Below are 12,732 nucleotides of genomic sequence, written 5' to 3'. Positions count from 1 at the left end.
GAGCCGCCCCGGGGCGCGCGGAAAATCATTCGCGCCCAGCAGGGCGGCGCGGCTAGACTCGCGGGCTTCCGCCTCCCGCCGCGCGTCATGGGAGCGCCGCCGTCCGGTCGGAAACCGGCGGCCGCCCACCGCTCGTGACCACCGCCGGGAGGCACCGCCGTGTCCGCGCACGACCCGCACGACCCGCTCGCTCTCGAACGCTCCCATCTCGCCTCCTCCCGCGCCGCGCTGCGCGCGATGCGCGCCGACGTCGAGGCGCTCGACATCAAGGACGTCGCCGCCAACTGGGTCAACGCCCAGGTCCTGGGGCGGCAGATCGAGGAGCGGATCACCGCCCTCGCGGACCTCGCGGACACCCCGCTCTTCTTCGGGCGGCTGGACTACGCCGCCCACGAGGCGGGGACCAGGTTCTACATCGGGCGGCGGCACGTGCACGACGCCGACGGGGACCCGATGGTCATCGACTGGCGCGCACCCGTCTCGCAGCCGTTCTACCGGGCCTCGGCGAAGGAGCCGATGGGCGTCCGGCGGCGTCGCCGTTTCGGTTACACCGGCGGGGAGTTGACCGCCTACGAGGACGAGGACCTCACCGACCCGGCGTCCGGCGAGCGGGCGAGCGCCCTGCTCCAGGCCGAGATCGAGCGGCCCCGCGTGGGCCCCATGCGCGACATCGTGGCGACGATCCAGCCGGAGCAGGACGAGATCGTCCGCGCCGGGATCGGCGGCACGGTCTGCGTCCAGGGGGCGCCCGGCACCGGCAAGACCGCCGTCGGCCTGCACCGCGTCGCCTACCTCCTCTACGCGCACCGCGAGCGGCTGGCCCGCACGGGCACCCTGGTGATCGGCCCGAACGCGTCCTTCCTGCGCTACATCGAGCAGGTCCTGCCCGCGCTGGGCGAGTTGAACGTGGCGCAGGCGACCGTGGACGACCTGGTCGCGCATGTGGAGGTGCGCGGCACGGACTCCGCGGAGGCGGCCCGGATCAAGGGCGACGCCCGCATGGCCGAGGTGCTGCGGCGCGCGGTGCGCTCGGGGGTGACGATGCCGGTGGAGCCGGTGGTCGTGGTGCGCGGCTCGCGGCGCTGGCGGATCCCGGCGTACGAACTGGAGGAGATCGTCCGCGAGTTGCTGGCCCGCGACATCCGTTACGGCGCCGCCCGCGAGGCCCTGCCGCAGCGGATCGCGCACACCGTGCTCGTACGGATGGAGGAGGCGGGCGAGGCGCCGGACGACCGGGTGCAGGACGCGGTGGCGCGGACGCCCGCCGTGAAGGCGGCGGTCCGGGCGGTGTGGCCGGCGGTCGACCCGGTGAAGCTGGTGCTGCGGCTGCTGTCGGACGCGGAGTTCCTGGCGGAGCACGCGGAGGGTGTGCTGTCGGACCGGGAGCAGGAGACGATCCGGTGGGCGAAGCCGGCGCGCGGCCCGAAGTCGGCGAAGTGGTCGGCGGCGGACGCGGTGCTGGTGGACGAGGCGATGGACCTGGTCGCGCGGACCCCGTCGCTGGGGCACGTGGTGCTGGACGAGGCGCAGGACCTGTCCCCCATGCAGTACCGGGCGGTGGGCCGGCGCTGCACGACGGGCTCGGCGACGGTGCTGGGCGACATCGCCCAGGGCACGACGCCGTGGGCGACGCCGGGCTGGCGGGAGGCGCTCGCGCATCTGGGCAAGCCGGACGCGGCCGTCGAGGAGCTGACGCAGGGCTTCCGCGTCCCGCGCGAGGTGATCGCGTACGCCTCGCGGCTGCTGCCGTCGATCGCGCCGGGGCTGGCGGAGGCCACGTCGGTGCGCGAGTCGGCGGGCGACTTCGCCGTACGGCCGGTGGCAGGGCCGGAGTTGACCGCGGCCGTGGTCGCGGCGTGCCGGGACGCGCTGGAGCGCGAGGGCTCGACCGGCCTGATCGCGGCGGACGCCCGAATCCCCGCCCTCGCGGCGGCCCTGGCGGAGGCGGGGCTGGCACACCTCGCCCCGGGCGTGGGGGCACCCCCAGCGGTAGCTGGGGGAGAAACCTCGGCCGGGGCGCGGCTGACGCTGGTGCCGGCGTCGCTGGCCAAGGGCCTGGAGTACGACTACGTGGTGCTCGACGAGCCCGCCGCGATCGTCGCGGGCGAGCCGGACGGACGGACCGGGCTGCGGCGGCTGTACGTGGCGCTCACCCGAGCGGTGTCCGGACTGACGATCCTCCACGCGGAGCCGCTGCCGCGGGAGTTGACCGACTAGTCGTCCATCGCCGCCAGCAGGGTGTCCACCAGCCCGGGGAAGCGCTCGTCCAACTCCTCCTTGCGCAACCGCACATGGCGGTTGCGCCCGACCACCTTGGTCGAGGTGACGCCCGCCTCGCGGAGCACCTTCATATGGTGCGACACCGTCGACTTGTGCAGGTGCTGCAGGCCGAAGCGGCGCGGGTCGCAGTCGCACTGCTCGCCCTCGCGGGCGTAGATGGCCATCAGCTGCAGCCGGACCGGGTCACCCAGGGCCTGGAGCACCTTCTCCAGGCGGATGTCCTGAATGTCCGGCTGTGGCAGCAGCTCGTCCCCGTCGCCCACGGACCCTTCCTTCCCGAACTGTTTGACGATCGCCCAACAATCTCTATTGTTTGACGTGCGTCCAACCTTACCTGCCTCCTTGCGTCCTGGAAGGGACACCCGTGCGTCTGCGCCTGCTCCTGCTCGCCCTCGGCACCTTCGCCGTGGGCACCGACTCGATGGTCATGGCCGGGATCCTCGACGGCATCGCCGGCGACCTCGGCGTCTCCGTTTCCGCGGCCGGCCAGCTGGTCTCCGTCTTCGCCCTGTCCTACGCGCTGCTGGCGCCGGTCCTGGCCACGTTGACCGCCCGCTGGGACCGCCGCCGGCTGCTGCTCACCGCGATGGGGGTCTTCACCGTCGCGAACGCGCTCAGCGCGCTCGCCCCCGACTACGGCACCCTCCTCGCCACGCGGGTGCTCGCCGCGGCCGGCGCCGCGGCGTACACGCCCACGGCCTCGGCCGTCGCCACCGCCCTCGCCCCGCCGGAGCGGCGCGGCCGGGCGCTCGCCACCGTGCTCGGCGGCATGACCGTGGCCACGGCGCTCGGCGTACCGGTCGGCGCCTACCTCGGGAGCGAGGACTGGCGCCTGACGATGTGGCTGGTCGCGGCGCTCGGCGTCCTCGCGTTCGCGGGCCTCGCCCTGCTGATGCGCGGCCTGCCCGCCCCCACGGCCGGGGCGCCCGGGCTCCGCGAGCGGCTGGCACCGCTGCGCGACCGCCGCGTGCTGGCCGGCGCGGCCACGACCCTGACCTTCTTCCTGGCCTTCAACTCCGTCTACATCTACCTGGCCACGGCCGTCCGCCCCGCGACGGACGGCGACCAGGGGCGCCTCAGCCTGATCCTGCTGGCCACCGGTATCGCGTCGGTCGCGGGCAGTTGGCTGGGCGGACGCCTGGTGGACCGGCTCGGCGTGCGGACGGTACTGCTCGCGGGCAGCGTGGCCGCCGGACTGGCGTTCGCCGCACTGCCGTGGCTGTCGCGGAGCCTGCCGGGCGCGCTGGTGTACGCCGTGACCGCCCCCCTGGCGGGCTGGGCCGTGGGCGTCGCGCTCCCGCACCGGATGGCCTCCATCGCTCCGGCGAACGCACCGCTGCTGATCTCGCTCAACAGCAGTGCGCTGTACCTGGGCATCGCTTCGGCGGGGGCCGTGGGCAGCGGGGCGATGGCGGCACTCGGGGAGCGCTGGTTCCCGCTGGTGTCGGCGGGGTTGGCGGCGGTGGCGTGGGGGTTGTCGTTCACGACGACGGCACGGGTGCGCGCGGAGCGCGTGGTTGCCGCGGGCGAGGCGGGTGCGCGGGTGCGGGTGCGCGCGTAGGGGGGTGTGCCCCGGTCCCGCCCTTTCACCTCAAACGCCGGACGGGCTGATCATTCAGCCCGTCCGGCGTTTGAGGACTTCGCCCGAAGGGCGAATGGGGTCCGGGGTCTCCCCGGGGAAACGGTGAAAGGGCGGGCCAGGGGCAAAAACCCTGCGCGTACGCGCAGCGCTACGCGTCCAGCGCCTCCCGCCACACCCGCACCGCGTCCGCGTCCACCGGCGCATCCCAGCCCCGCGGCCGCGACGCCCCGCCGATGTGGAAGGCGTCGATACCCGCCGCCCGCAGCACGGGCACGTGCTTCAGCGCCAGGCCGCCACCGACCAGGATCCGCGGCCCGGACCCCCGCTCCGCCTCCGCCAGCAGCGTCCCCAGCCCGTCGTCGACACCCGACGCCGACCCGGCCGTCAGATACGTGTCCAGCCCGGCCTGGCCCGCGAGCTGCTCGCGGACCGCGTCCCGGTCGGCCGCCCGGTCGATCGCCCGGTGGAACGTCCACCGCGCCTCCGGCCCGATCGCCTCCACGACCGCCGCCACCGCCGCGAGGTCCACGCCGCCGTCCTCTCCGAGGAACCCGAGGACGTACTCCGTCGCCCCCTCCGCCCGCAGGGCCCCGGCCGTCGCGCACAGCGCGTCCAGCCGGGCCGCGCCGCCGGCGCAGAAGTCGTTGGCGGACCGCAGCATCACCCGGACCGGCAGGTCACAGGCCGACCGCACCCGGGCGAACGTCTCGCGCGCGGGGGTCAGGCCGTCGGCGGCCATGTCGCTGACCAGTTCCAGCCGGTCCGCCCCTCCGGCCTGTGCCGCCGCCGCGTCCTCCGGGCCGAGCGCGATTACCTCGAGAATTGGTCTAGACATGTACCCAGGGTGCCACACCCACGGCCCACCAAGGAAGCGTGCCCCACAATTGGCCCATGGCCATCACCCTGCAGGAGCGCTGGACGCGGACGGTCCTCGCGGCGCGGGAGACCGGCGCGTGCATGCCCCACCCCGGCCGGTACGCCGACGAGCTCCTCAAGCGCTGGTCCGAACCGCAGCGCCGCTACCACACGGTCACCCACCTGACCGCCGTCCTGGACCGGGTGGCCGAACTGGCCGGCCACGCCGAGGACCCGGCGGCCGTCGAGCTCGCCGCCTGGTTCCACGACGCGGTGTACCTCCCCGAGCGCTCCACCAACGAGGAGCGCAGCGCCCGGCTGGCGGAGCGGGCCCTCACCGAACTCGGCGTCCCGGCCGCCCGCACGGCGGAGGTCGCCCGGCTCGTCCGCCTGACGGTCGGCCACGACCCGGCGCCCGGCGACCGCGACGGCGAGGTCCTGTGCGACGCGGACCTCGCCGTGCTCGGCGGCCCCCCGGCGGCATACGCGGCGTACGCGGCGGAGGTGCGCCAGGAGTACGGCTTCGTGCCGGACGCGGCGTTCCGCACCGGCCGCGCGGACGTGCTGCGTCAACTGCTCGCCCAGCCACGGCTGTTCCGCACCCCTCAGGGGTACGAGCGCTGGGAGCGCACCGCGCGCCACAACATGACGGCGGAGCTCGCCCTGCTCACTGCGTGAACCGCCGCTTCCGCCTCCGCAGCCCCGCCGCCGTCAGCATCCGCACCACGTCCCGGCTGCCGACCTCCACCGCCCCCAGCCGCACCGCGTCCCCGTAGGCGGACGCCATCACGTCGTAGTGATCACGGTCGAAGGCCCGGGGCGGCAGGCCCATCCGGGCCGCGAAGGCGTGCAACTCCTCGAAGCTCGTATCGCTCACCAGGTGCGACCACATCCGCCCGTGGCCGGGCCACCGCGGCGGGTCGATGTACAGGGTCATCGGGGGCCGGTCCCGGGGTCACTCGCCCAGCGCGGTCGCCAGCTGCCCCACCGGCGCCACCAGCACCGCCTGCTTCGTACAGGCCCAGTGCGGGTCGGGCCCCAGCTCCGGCTCGACCTCCAGCGCATGGGGATCGCCCGAGTGCACACAGACCGGGCACAGCGGCCAGCGGCCGTGCCGCTCCAGCAGCGCGTCCTGGACGTCCTGGGCGACGAGCCCGGCCACGAAGGCCGCGCCCTCCGGCCACTGCTCGACCCACCACCGCCGCGCCGCCACCGCGTCCTCCACCAGGGAGACGACGTCCGGCTCGGCCACACGCCCGGCGGTCAGGTCGGCGAGCACGAGGGCCCGGGCCGCGTGCAGTGCTGTTTCGAGCTCCATGCCCCCATTGTCCGGGACACCTGAGGTTGACGGCACAGGGGGCCGAAAATACCTTTCCCCGTGTGAGCCGCGATCCGAAGGAAAGCGCCGAAGCTCCCCTCCGCCCCCTGCGGCGGCCCTCCGTGCCCCCGCCCCCGGCCGCCCTGGCCGCCAAGGTCCGCACGCTCGCCCCGTCCCTGACCCGCTCCATGCAGCGCGTGGCCGACGCCCTCGTCGGCGACCCGGCCGGCACCGCCGCGCTCACCGTGACGGCCCTCGCCGAACGCACCGGCACCAGCGAGGCCACCGTGGTGCGCACCGCCCGCGCCCTGGGCTATCCGGGCTACCGCCACCTGCGCCTCGCCCTCGCCGCGCTCGCCGCCGAGCAGGCGGCCGGCCGGGCCCCGGCCGTCACCCCGGACATCGCCGCAGACGACCCGCTGGACCGGGTCGTCGCCAAGCTCGCCCACGAGGAGGCGCGCTGCCTGGCCGACACGGCCGCCGCCCTCGACACCACCGTCCTGGAGGCGGCCGTGGCCGCGCTCGCGACGGCCCGGCGCACCGACGTCTACGGCATCGGCGCCTCCCACCTCGTCGGCCGGGACCTGGTCCAGAAGCTGCTGCGGATCGGGCTCATCGCCCACGCGCCCGGCGACCCCCACCTGGCCGTCACCACCGCCGTCCAGCTGCGCTCCGGCGACGTGGCCCTCGCCATCAGCCACTCGGGCGCCACGACGGACGTCATCGAGCCGCTGCGGGCCGCCTTCGAGCACGGCGCGACCACGATCGCGGTCACCGGCCGCCCGGACGGCGGGATAGGGCAGTACGCCGACCACGTCCTGACCACCGCCCCGGCGCGGGAGAGCGAGCTGCGCCCGGCGGCGATGTCCAGCCGGACCAGTCAACTCCTCGTCGTGGACTGCCTGTTCATCGGCGTCGCCCAGCGGACGTACGACCGCGCGGCGCCCGCCCTGTCCGCCTCCTACGAGGCGCTCGTCCACCGCCACGACCCGGCAGAGGATCCCCGTTGACACCGACCCCCGCCCTCGCGGCCCTCCGCGCCCAGCTCGCGACGCTGACCACCGAGGCGTTCCGCCCGGAGCTCGCGGACATCGACCGGCTGCCGACCCTGGACGTCGCCCGCCTGATGAACGCCGACGACGCGACGGTCGCCGGCGCCGTCGCCGGACAGCTCCCGCGGATCGCGGCCGCCATCGACGCCGTCGCCGAACGGATGGCGCGCGGCGGCCGGCTGGTCTACGCGGGCGCCGGCACGGCCGGCCGGCTCGGGGTGCTGGACGCGAGCGAGTGCCCGCCGACCTTCGCGACCTCGCCGGGGCAGGTGGTCGGGCTCGTCGCGGGCGGGCCGGACGCGCTGGTCAACGCGGTCGAGGGGGCCGAGGACCGGGCGGAGGCGGCGGTGGCCGACCTGGCCGCCCTCGGTCTGACGGCCGACGACTCGGTCGTCGGCGTCTCCGCGTCCGGGCGGACGCCGTACGCGGTCGGGGCCGTCGAACACGCGCGGCGGACCGGGGCGCTGACGGTCGGGCTGTCCTGCAACGCGGGGTCCGCGCTGGGCGCGGCGGCGGAGCATCCGGTCGAGGTGGTCGTGGGACCCGAGCTGATCACCGGCTCCACCCGGCTGAAGGCGGGCACGGCCCAGAAGCTCGTCCTCAACATGATCTCGACCATCACGATGATCCGGCTCGGCAAGACGTACGGGAACCTGATGGTCGACCTCCGCGCCTCCAACGACAAGCTGCGCGCCCGCTCGCGGCGGATCGTCGCGCAGGCGACGGGAGCGGGCGAGGCCGAGGTGGAGGCGGCGCTGGAGGAGGCGGACGGCGAGGTGAAGGCCGCGATCCTGGTGCTGCTGAGCGGGGTGGACGGCGCCACGGCGGGGCGCCTGCTGACGGATACGGGTGGCCGTCTGCGTGCCGCGCTGGAGGCGGCGCGGGGGGATTGAGCCCGTCCCGGGGAGTTCGAAGACGAGCCGCGAAGCGGCGACACGGGGTCCGGGGCGGAGTCCCGGTTACGGGAAGGGGCCGGGCGTGGGAAAGAAAACCCATGCCCAACCACCCCCTCGCCCCCACCCTCCTCCCCCTCCTCGGCGGCACCGCCAACCTCATCTCCGTCACCCACTGCATGACCCGCCTCCGGCTGGAGGTGAAGGACCCCACCCTCCTTCGGACCGCCGGACTCCGCGCCCTCCCCGAGGTCCTCGGCCTGGTCGAGGACGGGCCGGCGCTCCAGATCGTCCTCGGCCCCGGCGCTGCCGACCGCGCCGCCGCCGACCTCGAACAGCTCCGCCGCACGGAATCGCTCCGCACCGAACGCAGGACCCGCAACGCCACCCCGCCCAAACTCGCCCTGCGCCGCATCGCCCAGGTCTTCGTCCCCCTGATCCCGGCCCTGATCGGCTGCGGGATCATCGCCGGACTCGCGGGCCTGCTCGGCAACCTGCACCGACTGCCGGCGCTGGCCGCGGCCCTCACCGCCACCGCCTCCGGCTTCATGTCGCTGATCGCGGTGTTCGTCGGCCACAACACGGCGAAGGAGTTCGGCGGGACGCCCGTCCTCGGCGGCGCGGTCGCGGCGGTCACGGTCTGGCCGGGCGTGACCCAACTGCACATGACGCCCGGCCAGGGCGGCGTGCTCGGGGCGCTCGCCGCCGCGCTCCTGGCCGTCCAGGTCGAGAAGGCCTGCCGCCGCCTCGTCCCCGAGGCCCTCGGCGTGCTGGTCGTCCCGACGGTCACCATCCTGCTCCCGGGTCTGGTCGCGCTCCACGGGCTGATGTGGGCGGCGGGCCAAGTCGCCACCGCCGTCGGGCGGTTCGCGGACCGGCTGCCGGCCGAGGGCGGCGCGGCCGCCGGGCTGGTGCTCGGCGGGCTGTTCCTGCCGCTGGTCATGCTGGGGCTGCACCAGGCGCTGATCCCGGTGCACACCACGCTGATCACCGAGCAGGGCTCCACGGTCCTGCTGCCCCTGCTGGCGACGGCGGGCGCGGGGCAGGTGGGCGCGGCGCTGGCGGTGTACCTCCGGGTGGCCCGGGACGCGGCCGTCCGCCGCACCGTCCGGTCCGCGCTCCCGGCGGGCCTGCTGGGCATCGGGGAGCCGCTGATCTACGGGGTGTCGCTGCCGCTGGGCCGCCCGTTCGTCACGGCCTGCGTGGGCGGCGCGATCGGCGGCGGGTTCCTGGGCCTGCTGGAACAGTTCGGCGGCGCGATCGGCGCCACCGCCATCGGGCCCTCGGGCTGGGCCCTGTTCCCGCTGCTCAGGGGGGAGCACGGGCTGCTGCGCGCGGCGGCCGTCTACGGCGCGGGCCTCGCGGCGGGGTACGCGGCCGGCTTCGTCGTCACCTACCTCTTCGGGTTCCCCGCGCCCGGGAACGCCCGAGGGCGGCACCCCCGTGACAACGGGGATGCCGCCCTCGGCTCGGTTCAGGACCGGTGAGCCTGCGACGAACGCGTGGCTCAGAAGTCCATCTCACCGCCGGGCATGCCGCCCGGAGCGGCCGCGGCGGCCTTCTCCGGCTTGTCGGCGATGACGGCCTCGGTGGTGAGGAACAGGGCCGCGATGGAGGCGGCGTTCTGCAGCGCGGAGCGGGTGACCTTGGCCGGGTCGATGATGCCCTCGGCGATCATGTCCACGTACTCGCCGGTCGCGGCGTTGAGGCCGTGGCCGACGGCCAGGTTGCGGACCTTCTCCACGACGACGCCGCCCTCGAGACCACCGTTGACGGCGATCTGCTTCAGCGGGGCCTCCAGGGCCAGGCGCACGGCGTTGGCACCGGTGGCCTCGTCGCCCTCCAGGTCCAGCTTCTCGAAGACCGCGGAGGCCTGCAGCAGGGCCACGCCACCACCGGCGACGATGCCCTCCTCGACGGCCGCCTTCGCGTTGCGAACGGCGTCCTCGATGCGGTGCTTGCGCTCCTTGAGCTCGACCTCGGTCGCGGCACCGGCCTTGATGACGGCCACGCCGCCGGCCAGCTTCGCGAGGCGCTCCTGGAGCTTCTCGCGGTCGTAGTCCGAGTCGCTGTTCTCGATCTCGGCACGGATCTGGTTGACGCGGCCCTGGACCTGGTCGCTGTCACCGGCGCCGTCGACGATGGTCGTCTCGTCCTTGGTGATGACGACCTTGCGGGCGCGGCCGAGCAGGTCGAGACCGGCGTTCTCCAGCTTGAGGCCGACCTCCTCGGAGATGACCGTGCCACCGGTGAGGATGGCGATGTCGCCGAGCATGGCCTTGCGGCGGTCGCCGAAGCCCGGGGCCTTGACGGCGACGGACTTGAAGGTGCCGCGGATCTTGTTGACCACCAGGGTCGACAGGGCCTCGCCCTCGACGTCCTCGGCGATGATCAGCAGCGGCTTGCCCGACTGCATGACCTTCTCCAGCAGCGGGAGCAGGTCCTTGACCGAGGAGACCTTCGAGTTGACGATCAGGATGTACGGGTCCTCCAGCGAGGCCTCCATACGCTCCATGTCGGTGGCGAAGTACGCCGAGATGTAGCCCTTGTCGAAGCGCATGCCCTCGGTGAGCTCGAGCTCCAGACCGAAGGTCTGCGACTCCTCGACGGTGATGACGCCTTCCTTGCCGACCTTGTCCATCGCCTCGGCGATGAGCTCGCCGATCTGGGTGTCGGCGGCGGAGATGGAGGCGGTGGAGGCGATCTGCTCCTTGGTCTCGACCTCCTTGGCCTGGTCGAGGAGCGCACCGGAGACGGCCTCGACGGCCTTCTCGATGCCGCGCTTCAGGGCCATCGGGTTGGCACCGGCGGCCACGTTGCGCAGACCCTCGCGGACCAGCGCCTGGGCGAGGACGGTCGCGGTCGTCGTGCCGTCACCGGCGACGTCGTCCGTCTTCTTCGCGACCTCCTTGACCAGCTCGGCGCCGATCTTCTCGTACGGGTCCTCCAGCTCGATCTCCTTGGCGATGGACACACCATCGTTGGTGATCGTGGGGGCGCCCCACTTCTTCTCGAGGACGACGTTGCGGCCCTTGGGGCCGAGGGTGACCTTGACGGCGTCGGCGAGCTGGTTCATCCCGCGCTCGAGACCGCGCCGTGCCTCCTCGTCGAACGCGATGATCTTGGCCATGTGAAGTGGTCCTCCCAGACGGGACGGTGGGTTGCTCCGGACCGCGCTGGCGCCCGCGACGGACGGCCTGCGTGCTCGGCGGTTCCTTGCCCCGCCGGGCCCGCGGACCTCACCGACGGTCCACAAGTCTGTCACTCTCACTCGGAGAGTGCTAAGCCAATGATTAGCACTCGGCACCTGGGAGTGCAAGGCCGCCTCGAAGAGGCGTCGATGAGGGGCGGTGGTCGGGCGACGGGTGGGCGCAAGGCCGCCTGGGTGGAACCATCCGCGTGGCACGGGGCGTCCCCGGACGTACGAAGGGCCCGCACCTATGGGGTGCGGGCCCTTCGCCAAGCTGAGGATCCGGTGGTCGATGCGCCGCGGTCAGGCGGTCACCCTCACCATGTCTGCCTGCGGTCCCTTCTGGCCCTGCGAGATCTCGAACTCGACTCGCTGCCCCTCCTCCAGGGTGCGGTACCCGTCCATCTGGATCGCGCTGTAGTGGACGAAAACATCCGCACCACCGTCGACCGCGATGAAGCCGTACCCCTTCTCCGCGTTGAACCACTTGACGGTGCCCTGAGCCATGCCTAACTCCCCTATTACTGGCCCTTGCGCAGGACCGCACTTCGCGGACCCGGGTCAGACCTCACCCCTTGTGACACCTAGAGGTGTGCGCCGGAACGCGTCGACCGCGGCTGAATGTATCTGCACGGATGCCGTCTGCAACAGGTCAGACGGACGAGAAATCCCGGGGAGGCCGAGCGGTGATAACCGGCGAACTGGGGGCGTTCCAGGGCAAGTCGGGCCGGACAGACGGCACCTTCGCGACAATTCGCGCATGTATTTCCTGCGCAAATTGACGGGTTCTCATATGCGTTCGGCTCTGACACCGGAGAGGGAACGCCCCAACTGTATCGCGCTTCAACAGACGGAATCGCCCCGTCCGCTTCTGGGACGGGGCGATCCGCGGTTTGTACAGGCTTGTTGCGAAAAGGGAGTTGGTGCGCTGCCGGGTGACGGGCCGGCGGGCCGGCGGGTCAGCCCCCGGCGACGGCCGGGATGATCGAGACGCCGGCGCCGTCCGGGGTGGGCGCGGCGAGGCCGCCCTCGAAGCGGACGTCGTCGTCGTTGACGTAGACGTTCACGAAGCGGCGCAGCTTGCCGTCGTCGTCGAGGACGCGGCCGCCGATGCCGGGGTGGTTCCTCTCCAGGTCGGCGATCACCTCGGCGAGGGTGGCGCCCTCGGCGGGCACCTCGGCCTGGTTGGCGGTGTAGGTGCGGAGGATGGTGGGGATGCGGACGGTGACGCTCATGGGGTGCTCGCTTTCTGTGTTGAGGGGGTGAGTACGGGGGCGGATGCGGGTGGGGGTGCGGGTGGTTGTGGGTGCCTGGCGGTGGGGGTTGCCCCTGGCCCGCCCTTTCACCGTTTCTTCCGGGGCAAGCCCCGGGCCCGTAACGCGGCTGCGCCGCGTTGACCGGGGGCTTCGCCCCCTGGGCCCCCGAAGCGCCCTTCGGGCGCTGTCCTCAAGCGCCGGACGGGCTGAATATCAGCCCGTCCGGCGCTTGAGGACGAGCGGCGAAGCCGCGACAAACGGGGGCCAGGGGCGGAGCCCCGGAAGCAGGGGCGCAGGGGGCGCAGC

13 protein-coding genes are annotated in these 12,732 nt (G+C 73.6%); 6 read left to right on the top strand and 7 right to left on the bottom strand.

What is annotated here, in order from left to right; genetic code table 11:
- The first annotated feature begins 159 nt into the window (after positions 1-159).
- Entirely contained in the window at positions 160-2,217 is a 2,058-nt protein-coding gene (locus AB8735_RS22030; protein WP_372408879.1) for an AAA family ATPase, read from the top strand.
- On the opposite strand, the gene AB8735_RS22025 is transcribed toward AB8735_RS22030, so the two are convergent.
- Positions 2,214-2,543, bottom strand: coding sequence for a transcriptional regulator (locus tag AB8735_RS22025; protein WP_344025924.1), 330 nt, complete (start codon positions 2,541-2,543; stop codon positions 2,214-2,216). The two genes, AB8735_RS22030 and AB8735_RS22025, sit on opposite strands and share 4 nt — an antisense overlap.
- 101 nt (positions 2,544-2,644) lie before the next feature.
- On the opposite strand from AB8735_RS22025, the gene AB8735_RS22020 reads away from it, so the two are divergent.
- On the top strand, positions 2,645-3,841 hold the full coding sequence (locus tag AB8735_RS22020) for an MFS transporter (protein WP_372408878.1): 1,197 nt from the start codon (positions 2,645-2,647) through the stop codon (positions 3,839-3,841).
- Positions 3,842-4,010: 169 nt separating this feature from the next.
- Here the strand turns inward: AB8735_RS22020 and AB8735_RS22015 are convergent, their stop codons facing one another.
- Entirely contained in the window at positions 4,011-4,697 is a 687-nt protein-coding gene (locus AB8735_RS22015; RefSeq protein ID WP_372408877.1) for a copper homeostasis protein CutC, read from the bottom strand.
- 56 nt (positions 4,698-4,753) lie between these two features.
- On the opposite strand from AB8735_RS22015, the gene AB8735_RS22010 reads away from it, so the two are divergent.
- A complete protein-coding gene (locus tag AB8735_RS22010) occupies positions 4,754-5,395 on the top strand; it encodes a hypothetical protein (protein WP_372408876.1) in 642 nt (213 codons plus the stop codon).
- On the opposite strand, the gene AB8735_RS22005 is transcribed toward AB8735_RS22010, so the two are convergent.
- Complete coding sequence (locus tag AB8735_RS22005) at positions 5,385-5,654, bottom strand: DUF4031 domain-containing protein (protein WP_344025932.1); 270 nt, start codon at positions 5,652-5,654, stop codon at positions 5,385-5,387. The two genes, AB8735_RS22010 and AB8735_RS22005, sit on opposite strands and share 11 nt — an antisense overlap.
- 18 nt (positions 5,655-5,672) lie before the next feature.
- Positions 5,673-6,035 (bottom strand): hypothetical protein, encoded by a 363-nt coding sequence (locus AB8735_RS22000; RefSeq protein ID WP_344025934.1) that lies wholly within the window; start codon positions 6,033-6,035, stop codon positions 5,673-5,675.
- A gap of 107 nt (positions 6,036-6,142) precedes the next feature.
- Between AB8735_RS22000 and AB8735_RS21995 the strand changes: the two genes are divergently transcribed.
- The 3 genes from AB8735_RS21995 to AB8735_RS21985 all read left to right on the top strand — a co-directional run bounded on the left by AB8735_RS21995 (position 6,143) and on the right by AB8735_RS21985 (position 9,467).
- Entirely contained in the window at positions 6,143-7,045 is a 903-nt protein-coding gene (locus AB8735_RS21995) for a MurR/RpiR family transcriptional regulator (RefSeq protein ID WP_344026178.1), read from the top strand.
- Positions 7,042-7,980, top strand: a complete 939-nt coding sequence (murQ, locus tag AB8735_RS21990) for an N-acetylmuramic acid 6-phosphate etherase (RefSeq protein ID WP_372408875.1) — start codon at positions 7,042-7,044, stop codon at positions 7,978-7,980. The genes AB8735_RS21995 and murQ overlap by 4 nt, the downstream gene beginning before the upstream one ends.
- Positions 7,981-8,081: 101 nt before the next feature.
- Positions 8,082-9,467, top strand: coding sequence for a PTS transporter subunit EIIC (locus tag AB8735_RS21985; protein ID WP_372408874.1), 1,386 nt, complete (start codon positions 8,082-8,084; stop codon positions 9,465-9,467).
- A gap of 20 nt (positions 9,468-9,487) precedes the next feature.
- On the opposite strand, the gene groL is transcribed toward AB8735_RS21985, so the two are convergent.
- The 3 genes from groL to AB8735_RS21970 form a co-directional block, all read right to left on the bottom strand.
- Entirely contained in the window at positions 9,488-11,110 is a 1,623-nt protein-coding gene (gene groL, locus AB8735_RS21980; RefSeq protein ID WP_344025941.1) for a chaperonin GroEL, read from the bottom strand.
- 363 nt (positions 11,111-11,473) lie between these two features.
- Positions 11,474-11,677, bottom strand: coding sequence for a cold-shock protein (locus AB8735_RS21975; protein ID WP_004986573.1), 204 nt, complete (start codon positions 11,675-11,677; stop codon positions 11,474-11,476).
- A gap of 452 nt (positions 11,678-12,129) precedes the next feature.
- Positions 12,130-12,405: a MoaD/ThiS family protein gene (locus AB8735_RS21970; RefSeq protein ID WP_372408873.1), complete on the bottom strand. Its 276-nt coding sequence runs from the start codon at positions 12,403-12,405 to the stop codon at positions 12,130-12,132.
- Positions 12,406-12,732 lie beyond the last annotated feature (327 nt).

The organism is Streptomyces luteireticuli (assembly GCF_041519305.1).
Taxonomy (GTDB): Bacteria; Actinomycetota; Actinomycetes; order Streptomycetales; family Streptomycetaceae; genus Streptomyces; species Streptomyces luteireticuli.
Note: the sequence above shows the minus strand (reverse complement) of the source record. Positions and strands in the feature narration are given on the sequence as shown.

Coding starts and splice junctions, on each gene's coding strand:
- AB8735_RS22010 (WP_372408876.1), top strand. CDS start 4,754: ATGGCCATCACCCTGCAGGAGCGCTGGACGCGGACGGTCCTCGCGGCG.
- AB8735_RS21975 (WP_004986573.1), bottom strand. CDS start 11,677: ATGGCTCAGGGCACCGTCAAGTGGTTCAACGCGGAGAAGGGGTACGGC.
- AB8735_RS21985 (WP_372408874.1), top strand. CDS start 8,082: ATGCCCAACCACCCCCTCGCCCCCACCCTCCTCCCCCTCCTCGGCGGC.
- AB8735_RS22015 (WP_372408877.1), bottom strand. CDS start 4,697: ATGTCTAGACCAATTCTCGAGGTAATCGCGCTCGGCCCGGAGGACGCG.
- AB8735_RS21970 (WP_372408873.1), bottom strand. CDS start 12,405: ATGAGCGTCACCGTCCGCATCCCCACCATCCTCCGCACCTACACCGCC.
- groL (WP_344025941.1), bottom strand. CDS start 11,110: ATGGCCAAGATCATCGCGTTCGACGAGGAGGCACGGCGCGGTCTCGAG.
- AB8735_RS22005 (WP_344025932.1), bottom strand. CDS start 5,654: ATGACCCTGTACATCGACCCGCCGCGGTGGCCCGGCCACGGGCGGATG.
- AB8735_RS22000 (WP_344025934.1), bottom strand. CDS start 6,035: ATGGAGCTCGAAACAGCACTGCACGCGGCCCGGGCCCTCGTGCTCGCC.